The following is a 21,471-nucleotide window of genomic DNA, read 5'->3' as shown; positions in this document are numbered from 1 at the left end:
GCTAATCCCTTTTTGGAATTGTAATACTGACGAAAAGGCCTGGTGTGGTATTCGACAGCTTGATAGCACCACCATGGGCGTGAACTATGCCTGCTGCTACGCATAGCCCTAAGCCAATGCCGCCTTTTCCACTATCGCTGCGACGACTGGTTTGAAAAAGCTGTATTGGCGCTTGTAGCTGTTCATCGCTGATCCCTTCGCCTTTATCAGCTATTTGAAACTTAAACTCTCCATCAGAGTGGCTAACCATCAGCAATACACTGTCATCGCTGAATTTAAGGGCATTATCAATTACGTTAAATAAAGCTTGTTCAAACAGTGATTCAGACACAGTTATACCGTGACTGTTACTGTTGTTGATCACTTTTAGTCGACCACTGTTAATACGACTTTCAAGGTTAGCTAAAAAGGCATTCAGGTTTACATGGGTTAAATTTAGCGCTAACGCGTTATGCTCAATTCGTGTGGCTTGAAGCAGGTTCTCAACGTAACCATAAAGGCGTTTACCTTCATCGTGAACCCCTTTTAACAGTGCCTGTCTCTCAATGTCATCAAGCTTGTCTTGATATGTCATATAGGTTTCAACAGAACCGATAATGGTAGAGAGCGGCGTACGCAAATCGTGGGAAACAGATCGCAGGACACTAGATTGTGTTTTAACAACCTGTAGTGCATGTTGCTGAGAATTGACGTAGACAGCAAGCTCGCTAATGAGGATGGCTACAATGATGAAAACGACAAAATTTATGCTGTCTTCAACTTCTGCAATTTGAAATGAGTGCAAAGGCTCGGTGAAAAAATAATTAAAGCTCAGTGCTCCGGCTACCCCTGCAAGCAAGCCGTAAAACCTTGAGGTCGTTAACGCCACAATGGCACACGCAAGCTGTAGAATGAGCAGAATACCGCCAAGCGGCAGTAACCAGTTACTAAGTGCTAAACACCCTAAAATAGCCGCAGCCATAATAAAAAGCGTATAGAAACCGTATTTAAATTGGGTCATAGATCAATCGTGTTTACTTCAACACAATAAGCATATCAACCTAACCTCAAATATACGCGTAAAATTTAGGTAAAAGTCTAATGAACTAACGAGAGAACTGATGAACCTAGCCCCCTTTATTCAGAAGCTTAACAACTAAATGCCTTCCCATTCTATTAAGACAACCTGCGGCTTCTATCAGTTGTACAGATAATAAAAACTAGCCCTGGATACAGGAGAATTTCCCCTTCCCCACTGATAAGTTTCACTTGCGACGATATGTAACGTTGCTTGGAAACTCAACCAAACAAAGCAATATATAAGGAATGTAACAATGAAAGAACTAACTAACCATGAAGTAAAGCAAGTAAGCGGTGGGAACTACCTAATTGGTGTGGGGTTTGGAGTATTAGGTTCGTACGTGTATGACAGCATAGGTGGGAAGCAAGGGATCGACAATTATATTGAAAACAGTATCGCCTCAGCGAGGTCGAGCATAAACTATTGGAACAGACGTATACTTGGTAAGTCGTGACAAACGTGCTCGTTTCTTTTTTTGGCCATTATGTAAAGTCCAAAGCGATTGGTAAATGGCTTTTTAATGTTGTTTATTATGGCGGTCTCGCACTATGTAGCTACTTTACCTATCTACATACGATGGAGCTGAGAACTAATAATGGTAGTTTGATACTCAACGCTGCACCCAACTTTTTGGCGGTTCCCATAACCTGTTCTTTTGCTTTCGCTGTAACGAATGGCAATAAAAAACTTACCGCGCTCTTTTGCGCATTAGGCGTTATAGGATATGAGCTTATGCAGCTTGGGATGGAAGAGCGAACATTTGATAGCTTTGATGTTTTGTTTTCGGTGTTCGGCTATCAGTTTATGCTGTTAGCCATTACTGTTGAGAGAAAAATCACATCAAGAGCTTAAAGAGTAAATATTTTGAAGAGTGTAAGCTCTAACAACTGGCTTTTGTATAAAACGAAAAAACGGCATCTCAATGATGCCGTTTTTCTAAATTGCCAATGCGATAATGGCTACTTTGAGCATTACGCATTACGCATTACGCATTACGCATTACGCATTACGCATTACGCAAATGATCAGCCACCAAGAATGCCATTTCAAGTACTTGGTCTGCATTTAAGCGTGGATCGCATTGCGTTTTGTAGGCTTGCGCTAAGTCTTCATCGCTAATTTCATAAGCACCGCCAGTACACTCCGTTACGTGCTGACCGGTCATTTCAAGGTGAATACCACCTGCGTGAGTACCTTCTGCTTCGTGAGCTTGGAAGAACTGCTTAATTTCTTTCAAAATTGCATCGAAGTTACGGGTTTTATAGCCGCTAGATGCCGAGAACGTGTTGCCATGCATCGGGTCAGAACTCCACACAACGTGTCTGCCTTCAGCTTTAACTTTACGCAATAAGCGCGGCAAGTTATCTGCCAGGTTATCGGCGCCCATGCGCGTAATCAGGGTCAGGCGTCCTGGGTCGTTTAGCGGGTTAAGCGCATCAATTAAACGAATAAGCTCGTCTTCTTGCATGCTTGGCCCCACTTTCACACCAATTGGATTGTGAATGCCACGGAAAAACTCAACGTGCGCATGGTCAAGTTGACGGGTACGCTCGCCAATCCACACCATGTGAGCCGAACAATCGTAAGGCTTACCGGTAAGGGTATCAATACGTGTTAGCGCCTGCTCATAGTTCAACAGCAATGCTTCGTGCGACGTGAACAGTGAGGTCTCGTGCAGAGTAGAACTGGTTTGTGCGTTAATACCAATAACATCCATAAACTCAAGGGTGTCTTGAATACGGTTGGCCATATCAGAATAACGCTCTTTAAGCGGATTGTTTTCAACGAACGCCATGTTCCAGCGGTTAACTTCGTGAAGGTCGGCCAAACCACCTTGTGCGAACGCGCGAAGTAAATTCAGTGTTGACGCACTGCGATGGTAGGCTTCCAACAAACGGTCAGGATCTGGTCGACGGGCCGCTTCGGTAAATTCGAAGTTGTTGATGATATCACCACGATAGCTTGGCAAGGTCACGCCATCGCGGGTTTCGAAATCTGATGAGCGCGGCTTGGCGTACTGGCCTGCCATACGGGCAACCTTGGTTACCGGACAACGACCAGCAAAGGTAAGCACAATGGCCATTTGAAGAATAACTTTAAAGGTATCGCGAATTTTAGGCGCATTAAATTCGTCAAACGACTCAGCACAGTCGCCGCCTTGTAAAAGAAAGCCTTTACCCAAGCTGACTTCACCTAGCTGGCGTCTAAGCTCACGGGCTTCAGCAGCAAATACAAGCGGTGGATAAGAACTTAATGTTTGCTCTACTTCTTTTAAACGTACTTTGTCGTCGTACTCTGGTTGCTGAAGAATAGGTTTATTTCTCCAACTGTCTACTTGCCAATTACTCAACGGTGTTCTCCTGAATAAAAAACGTAGGGCAAACGTTTTACTGAAAATATTTATTGAAGCTAGATGCTTCGAATAAAAAGACTGTAACGCGCTTAACAGTGCGTCTGTAGCGCTTTTTTCTAATCAGTCTAATGTGAAAATGTGAATCTAAAAAAATGCTGGGGGCACTTTACCACATTTATTCTAGGGAAATAGGTGCGCAAACTTGAATTTCTAGAAAGTTATCGTGCTTGCTTATAGCAAAATGGCATTCAAACACACATTCTAAGTTTGTTTGCGTGGCCACCTCATGTGACTTGCCGAACGCCACCATGCAACCTTTTTGCATAAGCCATAAACTATCACAATAGTTGGCACTAAGCGCGATATCGTGAGACGTCATTAGTATGGTGTTACCTTTATTACAAAGGAATTTTACTAAACTAGCCAGCGCATATTGATGCCTTATATCAAGCCCTTGCAATGGCTCATCTAAAAACGCTACACCCTCTCCACGCTCTAACTGCGGCCATATTTGCAAAAGCGAACGACAAATTTCTACTCGCTGACGCTCACCGCCAGAAAGTTGAGTGAGAATTTTGTTTAAGAAACCCGAGACTTCAAGGGCTTTTTCCAAAACAGATGGAATGAGTAAATCTTCCTGTGCTGGTGCATAAAAGCTTAGGTACTCCTTTACCGACAAATGAAAACCACTTTCGCTTTGTTGTGCTAAAAAGGTGCGCACACTGGCAAGGGTTGCCAGCGACCAATCGTTCATTGGTTTACCTAGCAGCATGACGGTGCCCTCATCAGCGTCAATAAGGCCCGCAAGAGTAAGCAATAGTGTTGATTTCCCTGCCCCATTTGGCCCTATAATGTGAACGCACTCGCCTTTTTTTGCACGTAAACCTTCCACCGAGAGTCGCGATGCTACTTTTACATTCTGTAAGCTTAAAACGGTATGACTATCTGCTAGGTTATGGCTATTCGCTGGGCTATTGCTATCAGCAACGTCATCTTTAACGCTAACGTTTTGCTTAGGGTTAGTAATTATGGCGTCTTGCTCACTAGCATCTATTCGTTCATCTATTTGTTCATTAATGCCAGAATCAGGGCGTTGCTTGGTTCTAAAATTGTGTGTCGTCATTTCATTTCCCCTCCACTACCCTTTTATTTGACCTTTAGCTAATGCCCAAATTAATAATGGACCGCCTAACGTAGCTGTTACCATAGACACCGGAAGCGTAATGGCACGGGTCATTTCAGAGCTTAACGCAACCAGCATCAGCAGACTTGCACCACTCAATGCACTTAACGGCAACAAATAGCGATTATTATGCCCGATGATCAAACGTAAGATGTGCGGTACTAACAAGCCAACAAAAGCAATAGAGCCTGCCATAGACACCGCAGTACCTACAGCAATAGCGCAGGCAATGAGTGATCGTTCAGTAAGTTTTTCCACATCCACACCGCTACTTTTTGCTGCAAGTTCACCGGCATAGAGCTTGTTTAAATCGCCAGCGAAATAAAGCTGTAATGCGACAGCAACAGCGATTAACGGGCCGCCTACTGACAAAATTAACCAATTAGTTTGATACAAGCTGCCCATTAACCAGAAAGTAAGATTGCGAAGAGCATTAGCGTCACTGAACATGTAAAGCCACGCTATAACGGCGCCGCTAAGGGTAGAGATGGCAATGCCTGCAAGAATAACTGCCGTAGAGGAGCCCAATAGTTTTCTTGCTAAGCGGTAGATAATAAATGTAGATAACAACGCACCAATAAAACATCCCAAAGGCAGCAAATAGTGTAGGTACGCTGTAGCCCATTGTGGGGTTAGCAGTAGCAAAAGCGCAGCAACCAAGCTTGCGCCACTCGTAATGCCAATAATCCCTGGGTCTGCCAAAGGATTTCGCAGCACTACCTGCAAGGTAGCGCCACTTGTAGACAGTGCCGCCCCTACTAAACACGCAGTAAGAATAAGCGGTATTTGAAGCTGAACAATAATATGCTGTTTTAGTTCAGCCGCCATATCAGACAGCCCTGTCACGCTAACAATACCTACCACACCTATGACGAGTGACAAAAGTACTGTTATTACAACCAAAGTGACGGCGGTGCGTTTAGTTCCTGTCATTGTCAATATGGGTTCTCAACGGGGGCTCTCGAGATGGTGTATCAATATGACTTACATTTATTGTTGTTGGGTTTGCTTAATATGCGTAATCAAACCGTCCGACGCTTCTTCGATAAGATCTAACACCAGCTCAAAGCCGCGCTTGCCACCATAATATGGGTCAGGTACTTCCTTATCGTCTACATTTGCAAAATCAAGAAACAGCTTAATTTTATCGTGATATTGGCTTGGCGACATACCGTGCAAATTAGCTAGGTTGCTGTTATCCATGGCAAGAATGAAATCAAATCGTTCAAAGTCGCTTTCATCCACACGTCGGCATTTTAGCCCTTTGAAACTGTAGCCTCGTTCCACGCCTGCGGCTTGCGAACGCTTATCGGGCGGGTTACCAATGTGATAGCCGTGGGTTCCCGCTGAGTCAATTTCAATATTTAATCCGGCTTGTGCAGCCTTGTGTTTGAACACGGCTTCTGCGGTTGGAGAACGACAAATATTACCCAAACACACGAACAACACCGATATAGATTGTTTCATTCAAAATCCTATTTCAACGCAGTGACGGAGCGCGACTAAACTTTATGCCTAGTTTCACGTATGATACGCCGTCAGAAAAATTGTGGAGTTAGTATGACCGCACATGTACTTATGCTAAGTAGCTCACGTCAAGGCGACGAGGCTTACTTAGAGCACGCTAGAGCGCTTATTTTTGCACACTTAGGCGAAATTCGCGACCTTCTATTTGTTCCTTATGCCGCCGTCACTCAAACGTACGACAGCTATGTAGACGCCGTTGCTACCGCACTGCCAGAGTGCAAGGTTACCGGGCTACATTCCGTTGAAGATCCGGTTGCCGCTGTAAATAACGCAAAGAAAAACGGCCAAGCCATTGTTGTAGGCGGTGGAAACACCTTTCACCTGCTTTCTACCCTTTATGCAAACGCGCTTATTGTGCCAATAAAGCACGCCATCGCCGATTGCACGCCTTATATTGGCTGGAGTGCAGGTTCGAATATTTGTGGTCAATCAATTAGAACCACTAACGACATGCCCATTATCGAGCCGCCGAGTTTTGATGCACTAGATATCGTGCCGTTTCAGTTAAACCCGCATTACACCGATTATCAGCCGCCGGGCCACAATGGCGAAACCCGCGACCAACGTTTGGCAGAATTCACCACGCTTAATCCAACCACGCCAGTAGTTGCTATTCGCGAGGGCACAGCGCTGCGCCTTACTCATAATCAACTTACCCTAGTGGGTGAAAAAGACGGCTTTATCTTTCTAGGTGAAGAAAAAACGCCAATTCATTCAGGTGATGATTTAACTTATTTGCTTGATAGCGGCGAATAGCGCCTCATCGCTAGGCGCTACCTGGTAGGGAATTTCTGCCAGTAGCGACTCGGGTAACATGGCTTTAAGAGAATGAAGATTTTCTTGGTATCGCGTCATGTTACCTGTGATGTCGTTCGCAACCCATCCTTTAATGGTAAGTCCATCTGCACGAATTGCTTCTGCGGTTAATAGCGCATGATTTAAGCACCCCAAACGCATGCCTACAACTAAAATCACATCCATTTTGAGTGTTTTCACGACATCAGAAAGATAGTAAGTGGGCGTATACTCATCACCTACCGTTAGCGGTAAACGCCACCCACCTGCACCTTCCATTAACAGAAGATCTGGTTGATAGGCGTGCAGTGCGTCAAGCCCTTTTGCAATCTCGTCAAACGTTAACGCAACACCTTCTTCAAGGGCAGCAATATGTGGTGCAATAGCCGGCTTTAGTGCAATTGGGTTTATTTGATGCAAAGGAAGTGTCTGCCCACTTTCTTCGTTGTTTTCATTTGCGCTTTTTAGCTCGTTATTGTCTGTAATTTTAATGGCTTTGTTTGCGCGTATTTTGGAGCACGCTTTCTGAATATTTAGCGCATCTTCGTTAACCCACTCGCCGTTTATCTGTTCGCATCCGGCTGCAATAGGCTTGTAGCCGATGGCGCTTAACGAGGATTTTTGCGCAGCTTGTAGTAGTTGGCAGGTCACATAGGTTTTACCTACTTCGGTGTCGGTACCGGCAATGAAATACTGCTTCATCGTTTTTCCAATCTAAAATGACTTACGCGGTAGGTAAGCGGTAACTTACTTTCTACACCGCTCATATTGTTGTAAGCCATGGCTAATTTTTTAATATCTCGACGGGTAAGCTGCGGTTGTCTTTGACCGGTTTCACCTGCCCCAACCCCCTTCACAGAGCGCAGTAGCGACATAATATCGCCGTGTGTATCGACATAGTCCTTAGTAATCACCCGTTGCAAAGAGAGGCCTGATTGCTTGAAGCCATTTACCCATTGTGCGGTTGTTGGCATATAGGTTTCGGCCTGTGGAAGCTGCGCTACTTTGCGCGCCGTTTTAAGCTCACTAAATGAACCCGCCACCATAATCGCCAGCTCGGCAATACCACTTTTTTTAAGTACTCGCGCTATCTCATTAGCAACAAGCCCAGTATCACTAACCCACTGAAGCGCCATAGATGAAAATACGGTTGAAAATTGGTTATCAGAGAAAGGTAAATCAACAGCACTACCTTCTACGAAAATGGGGTCAGAGTACATTTTTCTGGCCTGCGCCAACATGCCCTCGGCAATGTCTACGCCAGTTGCAGCTGCACCTTTATTTGCAAGCGTTTGGGTATGAATGCCAGTACCACAGCCGATATCAAGAGCCGTACCCTGTAGGTCTATCGGTAAGTTCGCTAATGCCTGCTTGGCAATAATGCGCTGAACACCCGCAATACTGTTGTACTGCGCAGCCGCTTTTGAAAAACGATGAGCAACGTCCTGCTCGTTAATTGCTGAAGCAGTATCATCGCGTTCAGCTTTTGCAGCGCCTTTAGTTGTTATAGAGCCTTCAGCTGTAACATAGCCTTCAGCTGTAATATAGCTCTCAGTCTTAGCGTTTTCCTCAGCATTCAAATGTGCCGCAGCTTTGGAAGAGCAATCAGAAGGGTAAGCAGTGTTAACTGTGAGAGTCCCTTTAGCGTTAGTCGCTCTCTCAGAATCAAAAGATGTCTCGGACGAAAAAGCCCCGTTTGCCTTAAAAGCCGCCTGCGCCGCGTCACACGACAGCTTACCGTCGAAGAGACTTCTCGATTCTGCCGACATAGCAGCTTTTATCGCGGGACTTAGTGACATCGTTACATCTCTTTTTTACTTACAGAGTCAGGAGTATTCACAGCGCTGTCTGATTCTTTTTCTACTGAAGTCTCACTTAACAGAAAGTTATTAAGTGAAAGTTCTAGCGCATCAAGCAATACGTCAATATCTTGTGATGTATGATTTGACGTAAGCGTTATGCGCAGCCTGTCTTGGTTTTTCGGTACAGTAGGCTGCCTGATAGCCGTTGCCCAAATGCCGCGCTGTTTTAGCCCGTCACTTAGTGCAATTGCACGTTCTGGGCTACCAACGATAATAGGCTGAATCGCGCTTTGCGATTGCCCCAAAGTGATTTCAATCAGTGCTTTGTCTTTCTCGCTTGAATTGAGTGTCTGTCCAAAACGTTTTTGAAACGACTCTCTGAAATAGGTGATATTGGTTTGTAGCGTCTCACGGCGGGCAGTATCACTGGCGATATGAGTGAGAGAGTACAACGTCGCGACCGCTTGTGCTGGCGGCATCGCAGTGGAATACACATAATGTTTAGAAAAATTCACCAGATAATCAATTAGGGTTTGGCTTCCCGCAATAAAGGCGCCGGCCGTGCCCACTGCTTTGCCAAATGTTCCCATAACAATAGGCGCTTGTTGCTGGCTTAAGTTTAGTGCTTCTGCTGTGCCAAAGCCGTTTTCACCCAATACACCCATACCGTGTGCATCGTCTAACATGAACCATGCATTATATTTAGCGGCCAGTTCAGCGATACCTTCGCAAGGCGCTACGTCACCGTCCATACTAAACACACCTTCACTGGCAATCAGAACGTCTTGCTGGTTTGCATCAGAATTACCAACCGCATCGGGCACCTGACTTTGACAAACGCTCGATAGCAGGCTCTCTAAATGACTTAGATCGTTATGCTTGAAACGGCGAAGCTTGGCGCTATCAGATACACATTGCGCACCCTCTAAAAACGAAGCGTGCATGAGCTTGTCGGCAATAATATGACCCGCAGTCGCGCTTTTATTAGGGTGAGACATTTGAGGAAAAAGTGCCATGCACAGTGCCTGATTGGCGGCAAAGCCAGAGTTAAACAACAGCGCAGCTTCTCGGTTTAACCCATCGGCAATGTAGGCTTCTAGCGCCAAATGAGCCTGTGTGTGCCCAGTTACCAAAGGCGATGCACCACTGCCACCTCCAAATTGCGCTAGCCCCTCAACCCAACTTTGCAATACACCCTCATGCTGGCGCATGCCTAGGTAGTCATTGCTTGAAAAATTAAGGTAGTGCTCACCGTTAATACAAATAATGCTGTCTTTTTCGTATTGTTGGCAGTGGCGCTGGCGCAGCAAGCCTTGCTCGGCACGCGCGCTCAGCGAATCGTCTAACCAGTGAAAGGCCATTACGCCTCCGTTAAATGCTGTTTCTTTGGCGCTACCTTAGGCTTGGTTGCATCAATAAACAAGTCGTTACTGTCGTCGGCTTGTTCTTGTTGCTGGGCAATTTCTTCTTCTAACACTTGTTGATGTGCTTCGTCTGAGTAATCCCTTGTACGCTCAGTATTAATACCAAGCTTTTTGAACAGCATTACATCTTCATGGGTATCTGGATTTGACGTGGTTAACAGCTTGCAGCCATAGAAAATAGAGTTCGCGCCTGCCATAAAACAAAGCGCCTGCATTTGTTCGTTCATTGCTTCGCGGCCTGCCGACAAGCGCACATGTGACTTAGGCATCATAATACGAGCAACGGCAATAGTGCGGATAAACTCAAAATAGTCCAAGTCTTCTACACTATCGAGTGGCGTACCTTTTACTTTAACCAACATGTTAATAGGTACACTTTGAGGCTGCTCAGGAAGGTTTGCTAATTGTACTAACATACTAGCGCGATCGCTCACCGTTTCTCCCATGCCAACAATTCCCCCAGAGCAAACATTCATACCTGCAGCACGCACGTTCTCTAACGTATTCAATCGGTCTTGGTAAGTACGGGTCGTGATAATATCGCCGTAGTATTCCGGAGAGGTATCAAGGTTGTGATTATAATAATCAAGGCCCGCTTGCTTTAAGGCCACAGCTTGATCGCGGGTTAACATACCCAACGTCATACAGGTTTCTAAGCCTAAGCTTTTCACCTCTTCAACCATTTTTAAAATGTAAGGCATGTCTCTGTCGCGTGGATTTCGCCAAGCAGCCCCCATACAAAAACGGGTTGAGCCCACTTGCTTTGCTTCTTTCGCACGCTGGATGACTTTTTCAATTTCCAGTAATCGTTCTTTTTCAAGGCCCGTATCATACCGAGCACTTTGCGGGCAGTACTTACAGTCTTCAGGGCAAGCACCGGTTTTAATCGACAAAAGCGTGCTGACCTGCACTTCATTCGGATTAAAATGCTGTCTATGCACCACTTGGGCATTAAACAGTAAATCGTTAAATGGCATGGCAAACAAAGCTTCGACTTCGGCTTTGGTCCAATCGTTTCGAATAGTTGTCGTTTGCGCAGAAGGCGCACTAGCCAGCGTCATTGACTGTCCTTTACTAATTATTATTGCTGGCTTAGTCTATGCCCCAATATCGAGTTGTCAACTCTGACCAATTTAAAACCTTTACCAATGGTTATTTTGTGAACAATATAGAATTTGATAAACAACACATTTGGCACCCCTATACCTCGGCGGTTAATCCCCTTCCCTGCTATGAAGTAGTTGGTGCAAAAGGCGCTGAACTTACCTTGGCCACAAGTGAAGTGCTAGTAGATGGCATGTCTAGCTGGTGGGCAGCTATTCACGGCTACAACCATCCTGTGCTCAACGATGCTGCGCACAAGCAAATTGACGCATTTTCTCACGTTATGTTTGGCGGTATTACCCACCAGCCGGCGGTAGATTTGTGTAAATCGTTGCTGAACATGGTGCCGGCAGGTTTAGAGCGTGTATTTTTAGCAGACTCTGGCTCAGTGTCTGTTGAAGTTGCGATAAAGATGGCGATTCAGTATTGGGCGTGTCAAGGGCGCTCAGAGAAGTCACGCATTGTCGCGCCGCGCAATGGCTACCATGGCGACACCTTTGCCGCAATGAGCGTGTGCGATCCCGTTAACGGCATGCATAGTTTATTTGAGGGTGTACTAAGCAAGCAGATTTTTGCGCCCGCCCCTCAAACTCGCTTTGGCCAAACGTTTAGCGAAGATGACATTCTTCCGCTTGAAGAGATTTTCGAGAAACACCATCATACTATGGCTGCCCTAATCCTAGAACCTGTTGTTCAAGGCGCAGGCGGCATGCGTATTTATCACCCCGAATACTTAAAGCGCTGCCGACAGCTTTGCGATACCTACGACGTTCTTTTAATTTGCGATGAAATTGCAACTGGCTTCGGCCGCACAGGTAAGCTCTTCGCTTGTGAGCATGCGGGCATTTCACCTGACATCATGTGTTTAGGTAAAGCGATCACCGGTGGTTACATGACCCTTGCCGCAACATTGTGTACCGAAGATGTGGCTTTAGGAGTTTGCCAAGGGGAGCCCGGCGTATTCATGCACGGCCCCACATACATGGGCAACCCGTTAGCCTGTGCAGTGGCTAATGCTAGTCTGTCGCTCATTAACGAAAATCATTGGCAGCAACAAATTCCTGTCATTGAGAAACAATTACAAACCGAATTGGCAATATGTGCAGACTTGCCGCGAGTCGCTGACGTACGGGTGTTAGGTGCTATAGGGGTAGTCGAGACGGTAAATCCCGTCAATGTTGCCGAAATTCAACGCCATTTTGTGAAACATGGCGTGTGGATACGGCCATTCGGGAAATTGGTATACATTATGCCTCCTTACATTATATCTTCCGAGCAGTTAAGTAAGCTAACCCACGCAATTTACACCGCCTTGAAATAGTGTGTGAGATTGTTACGCTAACTATCTCCTTCTTGGGTGAAATATGAGTTTTGAACGACCAGTTGACGTCAGATGGCCCGAGGGTTGATGTTAGTTTTGCTATAGAGTGAACATTCAACTTTAAAGCGGGTCACTAATTAGATCATTAATGCAGAGTGTTTATAGCGAGATTTGAATGATAGTACGTGTTTTAGATAAAGTTGTATTTGCAGTTTTGTTTATCATTACACTTCAAGTCCCCATCTTGGCGGATCATTATCGTCAATACCTCAATGGTTATTATGATGCACTGAGAGATGAAGTTTCTAGTTCGTCGGCGCTCGCCAAGCAGCATGGTTTTTCTTCGGTTGAAGCCATGCTTGAAAGCTTACAGAAAAACAGTGAGCCAGTTGTGCGAGAGAATGCCTCGATGAAAGCCACACGCTTCGCACAGATCACCACTTTAGAGCAAGGCATGAGGAAGCTAGAGCACGGTCATTACTTCGAAAAGCTTGTGTTTATGGCCTCGCCTTCTCAATATGGTACGCTGAAGCGCGTGTTAGATAATTTCAGCCCCTCTGTCCCACTAACGCCTTCGTCAATTGTGTTCAGCCTTGTTACCGCTATCTTACTTAATCTGTTAATTTGGACGCCACACTTCTGCTATTGTCAGGTTAAGAAAATTAAAAATAAACCCAAGCGCTACGCTTATAAATAGCATTTGGGTTTATCTTGTTGATACGGGGTTTATTGTTTTTTTAAAAAGCCACTTCTACCAGTCCCACTGAACCAACACATTAGATCTTAATGAGCTGCATGGCTTTGATATTTCATGGCCTGAGATTTCAAGGCATCATGCAAGCCATGCACTAAAATCGCTCGGGCTTTTCTCTATCCGTTAGCCGTCTTCGCTATTTTTCCTTTTAGCTTTTCCTCGCTTCTCGCTTTAGTGAGCCTCAACAGTCGCGCTCCGCATTTAGGCACATTTGGCGTGTTCTAGGTCATCATCTAGTAAGAGTTGGCATCTTTGCTGCAACACTTATTAAGAGTGTGTGTTGAGATGTTGCTGAATCTACACTACGCCTATCAAAGTAAACACTTAATACCTTTGATAAACAGCAACTTAAACACAAAAAGCTATACAGGAGATATTATTATGCCAACAGATGCGCAATTATTAATCGGGAAAGTGTTGCAAATAAAAGACAAAATTATTGCAAAACGCCACTGTATTCCAAGCGACCTAAAAGCGGAATGGAACACGCTTAATGAGCAAACTGCGTGTTTTGAAAGCGAGGCGCTTTATAGAAGTGCTGTGAAGGGCCAGGAAATGAATAAGCACATTGATTATTCAGGTTCGGTGAAAGAGCTTTCTCAATTAGTAAAACAACTTAAAACGCTAAATAAAAAGGTTAACGTTACACGAGTTCATCACTAATACCTGCGATGACACGCCACGGTTATGGCTATTTTAAGTTTCGCTGAGTGGGTATTTATCTTTGCGGACTAATGGTATGAGGCCTCAAGCATTCTCCGTGCCTCAGGCCTAAGCAAAAATTCGTGTTACTTTTTCTTTTTAAGGAGTACCAATGTTCTTACTTTACGCGTGCCATAGCTGGCAAGTCTTAGAAAGTCTTCGCGGGCAACCGGAATGTGTTGATACTCGACAGGCTGCCCCTCACTCGCATCTGGATCGTGCAGATAATAGCAATGAGAATCGCAGCTAGTCACCGCAACCCAATGGGGAACCTTTTTCTTATCGAACGCGTATGTGCTGATTAAGCACAATACTGCCCCGCCAGCTTTAAGGGTTTGGTCGATAACATCAACTCGCCAGTCAGAGATTTCAACAGAAATGCCTTTTCTACGTGCCTCTGCCATAAACTGCGACTCAACATTTTCGACTATCGCTTTCTTGTTAGTATCTCTAACGCCATCAACAAAAAGCGGGACATCCTGATTGATGACCACTTTCGCTGCATAACCTTCGTTTACCGCGGCGAGCGCTAATCCCACCGGGTGGCAACCGCCATGACCTGACATCATAAATATCGTGGTCGCAGTACGCCACAACGATAGTTCTTTTTCTTGAGTCATTTCATAGCGATTGTTCAATGCACACATTGCCATCATTAATGCTGATGGACCGCAGGTAAAATCAGTCGTTTGTTGGTACCACGGATAAACCTCTGGCTTAACTGATTTACTCGGCACCAACACTTTTTGCATACGCAATGCGTCAGTGTGATCGTCGTAGTAATCGGTATACATACCAAACTGACTAAACCCTAATTTTTTATACAGAGCAATAGCGCCGGCATTACCTACTGCCACTTCTAGGCGCATAAATCGCTTTCCCCGCAAAAGCGCCCGCTCCCCCAAGCTATTTATGAGCTGTTCAGCAACGCCAAGCCCTCTCGCCTCAGGCAAAACTGCAATAGAATACAGTCGAGTGAGCTGCGTTCCACGACGCAGCAGCAACAGTCCATAGCCAACAATGATATTTACACTCGGCTTATTTTTGTCGAGGTTCGAACTTGAAGTCGACGGCTCACGCTCGGCCACAATAAGCTCTGCGTGCTGTGCATCAATGTAAAATTTGAAACGGCTTTTACTTAGCCTGTCGGTGGTGAAACAAGTTTGCTCAATGTGCTGAAGCGAAGCAAGATCGTGTAATGTCGCAACGCGTAGCACTACACTCGACTGCGTAGAAGGCACACCGGCACCATTTGTCGATTTATTATTAGATGCGCCCTCAGCTAGGCCATATGCACGATTTGCGCTTTCCTGTGGACTTGCATTATTCACTTCAAATACTCGCTCAGCCGATGTAATCATCGCCCTCTTTGCTCCAACCTGTCAGCAAATTCCTGCATAATTAATTCGTACAGTTCTTTGCCTAAATATTTATCTTCCACACCCGAGTCAATACTAGGGTTGTCGTTCACTTCAATAACATAAACCGCATTCCCGGTTTGTTTGATGTCTACACCATACAAGCCGTCACCCACCGCTTTAGCGGCCTTGATAGCGGCTTGTAGTACTGGCTTAGGTACTTCAAACGTTGGCATTGTGGCAAATCCACCCGAAGAGAATCGGTCTCCCTGATGGTTGTATATCTGCCAATGGTTGCGCACCATAAAGTATTGGCAAGCGTAAATAGGTTTGCCACCTAATACACCAATTCGCCAGTCGAATTCAGTGAATATATATTCCTGAACCAAAACAAGTGCCGATTCAGCCAGCATTTGTTCTAAGCGCGTTTTTAACGCTTCTTTATTTTCAGCTTTATGCACGCCGCGGGAAAACGAGCTTTCTGGCAGTTTTAAAACAAGCGGCAAACCAAAGTCAGCTATGAGTTTTTCGCATACTTCATCAGTAGCGCTCGATACAAACGTCGCTTTCGGCGCTGGCACTTTCTGATAAGCAAACGCATCTTGCAAGTACACTTTGTTACAGCAGCGCAGAATTGACTGCGTGTCGTCCATAACCACAATGCCTTCTCGCTCTGCGGCACGCGCTAAACGGTAAGTATGATGGTCAATCGCCGTCGTTTCACGAATGAACAATGCATCATAGTGACCCAATTCTTCTTGCGACAGGCGACTCACCACATCTGCGCGAAAGCCCACTTTTTCAGCTGCTTTAACAAAGTTTTTAATGGCGCGTTCGTCACTAGGCGGCGTGCTCTCTTCTGGGTTAACCAAAATGGCCATATCCCAACGAGTACGTTTGCTCGTTTTACCAGCCTTCCACTGTATTTTGGTATGTGCTTCCAATTGCTCAATGAAACGCACTTGTTGCTTGGCGTTTAAGTCCTTAAACGCTTTTGCCTGTACGCTTGCAAAGCCTTCAATTTGTACTTTACCCATGGCTTTAGGCGACACTTTCGTATCGGTAACTGTTGGGCTTAACACCAAAACAGGGTACGGGTATTTTTCAAACGCTTGGCGCGCCAAACGCTTGAAGCGCTGATCTTTCACTTCGCCGAAAAGTACTAATATAGGCTCATCAGTAATTTCCGTATTGTCTTGAGATACCGACAAAGAGAAGACGATGCGATCGATACTTTTCTCTTCCGCCATGCGTAAATCGTTAATGGTATTTACAGAAGGCAATACAGAGTGATTACGTGCCTGAGCCAAAAGTGAACAATAGTACCCTTCGCTTAAGTAACGCGTGGTATCACAAATATTGATAACGCGTGTTTTGGGCTCGTTCAACTTTGGAAATTCAGCAAGATAATCTTGAAAAGTCAGCACGGTTAAAGCTGTGTTACAAAAAGGAGTAACATCATCAGTAACAATCAGTGTATTGTGCATGTAATTCGCTTCTAAATAGTGTGTTGTCAGTTACAATTATTACTGTGTTTGTTCAATTTACAAACACGATTAAAGTAGCGCTGAGTTTACGCTTTACTCATCATTTGCATAGCATTATCAGCACGGCTTTTTTTCATCGTTAAGACAACAAAAACTAATGTGCATTTGAATAGATTGAAACGACTTTTGTTTATTGAGTTTGCCTATACATTGAAGTGAGCAAACAAGATACGAATGGTTTAAGGAGTACGTATGTTATTAGCCAGCTTGGCTATTTTAATCGGATTACCGGTTTTGCTTTGGAGTGCAGGGAAGTTTGTCGGCGGGGCTGCATCGGTCGCGAACCATTTTGGTGTATCGCCACTGCTTATCGGTATGCTTATTATCGGGTTTGGTACGTCGGCGCCTGAAATCATCGTTTCAGTGTTTGCAGCTATTCAAGGCAACTCTGGCATAGCGCTGGGCAACGCCTATGGCTCGAATATCGCCAATATTCTGTTAATCCTTGGCCTTACCGCAATCATTAGTCCAATTGCCGTTAAATCAGAAATTATCAAAAAAGAACTACCTGTTTTACTTGGCATTACCTTCTTTGCCGCATGGCAGGTGTGGGACTTAAATATCTCGAAAGACGATGCATTTTCTTTACTGGGTCTGTTTGTGCTTCTGCTTTCCTGGAGCATTTATCACGGCATGAAAGGCGACAAAGACGCCCTCGCCGACGAATACGATGAAGAGATTAATAGCAACGAAGGTACTGTAAAAACCCACGTAATGTGGTTGATCGCGGGGCTTTTATTGCTAGTTGCAAGCTCGCGTATGCTGGTATGGGGCGCGGTAGAAGTCGCCACTTTCTTTGGTGTTAGCGATACTATTATCGGGTTGACGGTTATCGCAATTGGTACATCGTTACCAGAACTTGCATCATCACTAATGGCGGTGAAGAAAGGCGAACACGATTTAGCCATTGGTAACGTGATCGGATCTAACATGTTCAACACCTTGGCAGTAGTGGGCATTGCAGGCACCATTCAGCCAATGACTGTAGGTTCTGAGTTTTTATACCGCGACGTTATGGTGATGTTCGCATCAACCATTGCCCTATTCATTTTCTGTATTGGCATTAAGCGCCAAGGGCGTTTAAACCGTCTGGAAGGTGGAGCATTTGTGCTGGCTTACGCGGCCTATACGTACTGGCTTATCCAAGCCGCTTTTATTTAAGTTATTGCCGCAAGCCTTGTAAATAATAACGCTTATTATGCATCGCTCACTTGATGGGAAGCTCACAGCAAACCCATCAAGTGACATAAACGCCGTTTGTCGAAAGCGCTACTCACAAAGCTTTGTTATTTTTCCTTGAGTTATGTTTTTGTCGTGCACCGCATGTAGAGCGCTTTCTCTATTTACAGGCCCAGTGTGGTAGCCAGTGTGATTAGGCTTATCGCCGCAATAGCAAATAGAATGAATAGGTTTATGCCAAAACTATCGCTTTGACGACGGTTTCTTCTGGCACGCATAATTATGCTAATCAAACTCACTATCAAACATACCTGCAGCATGATGGTCATGGCCGATAAGTGACTTTCAGACCAACTGGTATCGCCCTTTATTCCCCAGTACTGCTGCACGCCACTTATAAAGTCAGGGCGCGCATAGTGAAACAGTATGAGTACGACAACCATGCCAATCCAGCCAACGATGTTTAACCCAAGCATCACCTTATAAAAAGGCGTTTTAGAACGGGGCGTTGAACGTCGCTCTGCAAGTTGCTCGTAAGTCATAGAACTTCTCTCATTTTCGGCATCGCTAGAACGGTCAGCGTCACTTTGCGTAGCACTCGGTTCTTGTGCTTGCTGAGACACTGGTGTGTTCGAATCATTTTTATTTCCCATTTGTCACTCTGTTCTCTGGCATCCCGCTTTATGTTGGGTATACTAGCGTGCTATTGGATTGTATTTCATTGGTTATTTTTACATCACCAAGTCATGTTTCGATCTGTATTTTGCTTATATTTGGCGTCAAGCGAATTGCGAAAAGCCTTTTGAAAAGCGAAAAGTTATTACAGATGCTAGTTAGTTATCGGCATGACAATCCAAAAACATTGACCATAAAGCAAATTTTAGTGCATTTTTTCATTCACAGTTTAATGCACTGTGTTGTTGAAAATGACTCAATAGTAAGCAACAACATAAAATTAGTAAGACGGAGAAATTAACATGACGCATGCGCCCGTAGTTGACGTACTTAAAGGTAAGTACGCCGTTGGCGAATCGGTAACCGTAAAGGGTTGGGTAAGAACACGCCGCGACTCTAAAGCGGGGTTATCATTTATTGCACTACACGACGGTAGTTGCTTCGATCCTGTACAAGTTATTGCGCTAAATTCTCTGTCAAATTATGCCGATATCCAGCGCTTAACAGCAGGCTGCTCATTATCGGTTACCGGTACAGTGAAAGAGTCTCAGGGCCAAGGCCAAGCCGTTGAAATTGACGCGACTGACGTTGACATTTTGGGTTGGGTAGAAAACCCTGATACCTACCCAATGGCCGCTAAACGCCACAGCATTGAGTATCTTCGCGAATATGCACACCTTCGCCCACGCACTAACGTTATCGGCGCGGTAACTCGCGTTCGCAACTGTTTGTCGCAGGCTATTCATCGCTTTTTCCATGAGAAAGGTTACTTCTGGATCTCTACGCCTATTCTAACGGCAAGCGATACAGAAGGTGCAGGTGAAATGTTCCGCGTATCAACCCTTGATATGATGAACCTTCCACGCGACGACAAAGGTAATGTTGACTATTCAGAAGATTTCTTCGGCAAAGAAACCTATCTTACGGTATCAGGTCAGCTTAACGTTGAAACTTACTGTACAGCTATGTCTAAGGTGTACACCTTCGGCCCTACGTTCCGTGCAGAGAACTCAAACACATCTCGCCACCTTGCCGAATTTTGGATGATTGAGCCTGAAGTAGCGTTTGCTGAATTGAAAGACGTAGCACAGCTTGCTGAAGACATGCTGAAATATGTGTGTAAGGCCGTGCTTGAAGAACTGCCTGACGACATGGCGTTCTTTGCTCAGCGTATTAAGAAAGACGCCATTGAGCGTTTAGAAAAGTTAGTAAGCTCTGACTTTGTTCGCATGGACTACACAGACGCTATCGAAATTCTGCAAAACTGCGGCAAAGAATTCGAATTCCCTGTTGAATGGGGTATCGATTTATCTTCTGAGCACGAGCGCTATCTTGCAGAAGAGCACGTTGGTGCGCCAATTATCATGCAAAACTACCCGAAAGATATTAAAGCGTTCTACATGCGCATTAACGACGACGGTAAGACAGTTGCAGCAATGGATGTACTTGCGCCAGGTATCGGTGAAATCATCGGTGGTTCACAGCGTGAAGAACGCCTAGACGTTTTCGATGCACGCCTTGACGAAATGGGCCTATCGAAAGAAGACTACGCGTGGTACCGCGACCTTCGCCGCTACGGCACCGTACCTCACTCAGGTTTCGGTCTTGGTTTCGAGCGTCTTGTAGCATACGTAACCGGCATGCAAAACGTACGTGACGTGATCCCATTCCCACGTACACCAGGCAACGCTAGCTTCTAAGCAGTTGTTCGCTAGATTTAAAAGCCCGCATGTAGATTGCTACATGCGGGCTTTTTTACTTCTTGAACCGTTATTACCTCAGCGCTAGTTTACGGACTCACTGAAATTCCAATTGCAGCAGAGCGACAAGGTTCAACCGTGTAAATAAATCCCTCTTCCACTTCATCTGTCTTTTCAATCTGCAAAATTTCGTAATCGTTAAGCTCTATAACGCGGGTCCCCTCAGGATGAGCACAGCGTGAGAGTGAGTCAGCTTCAAACTCATAAATGAAATAGGCTAAGGCGCGTCGTTGTGACTTTTTGTAATCAACACTCTTTTGTTTTGCGTTAGTCAGTAGCGTGGTTAAGTCCTTTTCTAACTCAGAAATATCTTCCGCTTGTTCCTTAATAAGTTGCGCTTCACCGTTTTCAAGCTCATTTTCCGTTACGTTTTCTATGCTTATTAAAGGGTTAGCACTTTCACTACTAAATTCAGAGAGTAGCCCAACTTGCCCAGCTAAAACTCCCAGCTGCAGCGCCACGCCCAGTGTCCATGCTAGCCTTGCCAATGTGGTAGAGGTAGCAAATCGATAGTGTTTTGGATGCCAAAACCGCGCAACGCCAAACGGCTTCAATAGCAGTAAGAAAAACAGATAGAAAATAATAAGAAGCATACCACCCACGAGCCCTAACATGGTGGTAACAAAGAACCAGCTTGGCACCATTAGAATAAGCGCAAAGTTGTGACTGTAAGGCAAGGCGTTTGCTGATACGCCAGTTATGCTATTCACTAACCCACTTGCAGAGGCGAGTGCAAAGTTTGCGATGATTGCGTATACAAACAGAATCACAGCTTTACCTGGTAAGCTGTTCCAAAGTGTCATGAACCTGGGCCATGTCTCGCTAACAATGCCCGTAAGTGCAAAACCAAACATTATTGCTTCAAACAGTCTACTTTCTATGTTCAAAAATATTTGCAACAAAAGCATGCTGGTTGCTAAAAAATAA

At 45.1% G+C, this 21,471-nt stretch carries 21 protein-coding genes; 8 read left to right on the top strand and 13 right to left on the bottom strand.

All coding sequences use genetic code 11. The features are described 5' to 3' along the window. Position 1: 1 nt before the first annotated feature. Positions 2-1,000: a DUF4118 domain-containing protein gene (locus F0261_RS07675; RefSeq protein ID WP_014978805.1), complete on the bottom strand. Its 999-nt coding sequence runs from the start codon at positions 998-1,000 to the stop codon at positions 2-4. Positions 1,001-1,313: 313 nt separating this feature from the next. Here F0261_RS07675 and F0261_RS07670 point away from each other — a divergent pair, with 313 nt between their 5' ends. Both F0261_RS07670 and F0261_RS07665 read left to right on the top strand, forming a co-directional pair. Then, complete coding sequence (locus F0261_RS07670; RefSeq protein WP_014978804.1) at positions 1,314-1,514, top strand: hypothetical protein; 201 nt, start codon at positions 1,314-1,316, stop codon at positions 1,512-1,514. Further along, positions 1,511-1,912, top strand: a complete 402-nt coding sequence (locus F0261_RS07665) for a hypothetical protein (protein ID WP_014978803.1) — start codon at positions 1,511-1,513, stop codon at positions 1,910-1,912. Before F0261_RS07670 ends, F0261_RS07665 begins: the two co-directional genes overlap by 4 nt. A 154-nt stretch (positions 1,913-2,066) precedes the next feature. Here the strand turns inward: F0261_RS07665 and F0261_RS07660 are convergent, their stop codons facing one another. The 4 genes from F0261_RS07660 to F0261_RS07645 form a co-directional block, all read right to left on the bottom strand. Next, on the bottom strand, positions 2,067-3,410 hold the full coding sequence (locus tag F0261_RS07660) for a class II 3-deoxy-7-phosphoheptulonate synthase (protein ID WP_014978802.1): 1,344 nt from the start codon (positions 3,408-3,410) through the stop codon (positions 2,067-2,069). Between the two features lie 178 nt (positions 3,411-3,588). Then, entirely contained in the window at positions 3,589-4,536 is a 948-nt protein-coding gene (locus F0261_RS07655; protein ID WP_014978801.1) for an ABC transporter ATP-binding protein, read from the bottom strand. 15 nt (positions 4,537-4,551) lie between these two features. Next, a complete protein-coding gene (locus F0261_RS07650) occupies positions 4,552-5,529 on the bottom strand; it encodes an iron ABC transporter permease (protein ID WP_014978800.1) in 978 nt (325 codons plus the stop codon). 57 nt (positions 5,530-5,586) lie between these two features. Continuing rightward, positions 5,587-6,063, bottom strand: coding sequence for a low molecular weight protein-tyrosine-phosphatase (locus F0261_RS07645; protein WP_014978799.1), 477 nt, complete (start codon positions 6,061-6,063; stop codon positions 5,587-5,589). Between the two features lie 93 nt (positions 6,064-6,156). On the opposite strand from F0261_RS07645, the gene pepE reads away from it, so the two are divergent. After that, positions 6,157-6,879, top strand: a complete 723-nt coding sequence (gene pepE / locus F0261_RS07640; protein WP_014978798.1) for a dipeptidase PepE — start codon at positions 6,157-6,159, stop codon at positions 6,877-6,879. Here the strand turns inward: pepE and bioD are convergent. The 4 genes from bioD to bioB are packed head-to-tail and all read right to left on the bottom strand — an operon-like array spanning position 6,850 to position 11,205. Continuing rightward, on the bottom strand, positions 6,850-7,620 hold the full coding sequence (gene bioD / locus F0261_RS07635; protein ID WP_171337606.1) for a dethiobiotin synthase: 771 nt from the start codon (positions 7,618-7,620) through the stop codon (positions 6,850-6,852). The genes pepE and bioD overlap by 30 nt on opposite strands. Next, on the bottom strand, positions 7,617-8,717 hold the full coding sequence (locus tag F0261_RS07630) for a methyltransferase (RefSeq protein ID WP_014978796.1): 1,101 nt from the start codon (positions 8,715-8,717) through the stop codon (positions 7,617-7,619). Before F0261_RS07630 ends, bioD begins: the two co-directional genes overlap by 4 nt. Before the next feature lie 2 nt (positions 8,718-8,719). Continuing rightward, positions 8,720-10,081 (bottom strand): 8-amino-7-oxononanoate synthase, encoded by a 1,362-nt coding sequence (locus F0261_RS07625; RefSeq protein WP_171337605.1) that lies wholly within the window; start codon positions 10,079-10,081, stop codon positions 8,720-8,722. Continuing rightward, positions 10,081-11,205 (bottom strand): biotin synthase BioB, encoded by a 1,125-nt coding sequence (gene bioB / locus F0261_RS07620; protein ID WP_014976059.1) that lies wholly within the window; start codon positions 11,203-11,205, stop codon positions 10,081-10,083. The genes F0261_RS07625 and bioB overlap by 1 nt, the downstream gene beginning before the upstream one ends. A 38-nt stretch (positions 11,206-11,243) precedes the next feature. Here bioB and bioA point away from each other — a divergent pair, with 38 nt between their 5' ends. The 3 genes from bioA (at position 11,244) to F0261_RS07605 (ending at position 13,986) form a co-directional block, all read left to right on the top strand. Continuing rightward, entirely contained in the window at positions 11,244-12,569 is a 1,326-nt protein-coding gene (gene bioA / locus F0261_RS07615; RefSeq protein WP_014978794.1) for an adenosylmethionine--8-amino-7-oxononanoate transaminase, read from the top strand. A gap of 175 nt (positions 12,570-12,744) precedes the next feature. Beyond that, positions 12,745-13,266, top strand: coding sequence for a DUF2937 family protein (locus F0261_RS07610; RefSeq protein WP_014948903.1), 522 nt, complete (start codon positions 12,745-12,747; stop codon positions 13,264-13,266). A 438-nt stretch (positions 13,267-13,704) separates the two neighbouring features. Continuing rightward, positions 13,705-13,986 carry a hypothetical protein gene (locus F0261_RS07605; RefSeq protein WP_039233500.1) on the top strand — a complete coding sequence of 94 codons (282 nt, stop codon included), beginning with the start codon at positions 13,705-13,707 and terminating at the stop codon, positions 13,984-13,986. A 125-nt stretch (positions 13,987-14,111) separates the two neighbouring features. On the opposite strand, the gene F0261_RS07600 is transcribed toward F0261_RS07605, so the two are convergent. Both F0261_RS07600 and F0261_RS07595 read right to left on the bottom strand, forming a co-directional pair. Continuing rightward, the gene (locus F0261_RS07600; RefSeq protein ID WP_014978792.1) at positions 14,112-15,386 is read right to left on the bottom strand and encodes a GNAT family N-acetyltransferase/peptidase C39 family protein; all 1,275 of its coding nucleotides are present in this window, start codon (positions 15,384-15,386) and stop codon (positions 14,112-14,114) included. Continuing rightward, on the bottom strand, positions 15,383-16,870 hold the full coding sequence (locus F0261_RS07595; RefSeq protein ID WP_014978791.1) for a RimK family protein: 1,488 nt from the start codon (positions 16,868-16,870) through the stop codon (positions 15,383-15,385). Before F0261_RS07595 ends, F0261_RS07600 begins: the two co-directional genes overlap by 4 nt. A 252-nt stretch (positions 16,871-17,122) precedes the next feature. On the opposite strand from F0261_RS07595, the gene F0261_RS07590 reads away from it, so the two are divergent. After that, positions 17,123-18,091: a calcium/sodium antiporter gene (locus F0261_RS07590; protein ID WP_014976054.1), complete on the top strand. Its 969-nt coding sequence runs from the start codon at positions 17,123-17,125 to the stop codon at positions 18,089-18,091. Positions 18,092-18,273: 182 nt separating this feature from the next. Here F0261_RS07590 and F0261_RS07585 read toward each other — a convergent pair whose 3' ends face one another. Next, entirely contained in the window at positions 18,274-18,762 is a 489-nt protein-coding gene (locus F0261_RS07585; RefSeq protein ID WP_014978790.1) for a hypothetical protein, read from the bottom strand. Between the two features lie 324 nt (positions 18,763-19,086). Here F0261_RS07585 and asnS point away from each other — a divergent pair, with 324 nt between their 5' ends. Next, entirely contained in the window at positions 19,087-20,484 is a 1,398-nt protein-coding gene (gene asnS / locus F0261_RS07580) for an asparagine--tRNA ligase (protein ID WP_171337604.1), read from the top strand. Positions 20,485-20,573: 89 nt separating this feature from the next. Here the strand turns inward: asnS and F0261_RS07575 are convergent, their stop codons facing one another. Further along, positions 20,574-21,347, bottom strand: coding sequence for a hypothetical protein (locus F0261_RS07575; RefSeq protein ID WP_253819281.1), 774 nt, complete (start codon positions 21,345-21,347; stop codon positions 20,574-20,576). Between the last annotated feature and the right edge of the window lie 124 nt (positions 21,348-21,471).

The sequence above is a fragment of the Alteromonas sp. 07-89-2 genome (assembly GCF_013113925.1).
Lineage (GTDB): Bacteria > Pseudomonadota > Gammaproteobacteria > Enterobacterales > Alteromonadaceae > Alteromonas > Alteromonas macleodii.
Note: the sequence above shows the minus strand (reverse complement) of the source record. Positions and strands in the feature narration are given on the sequence as shown.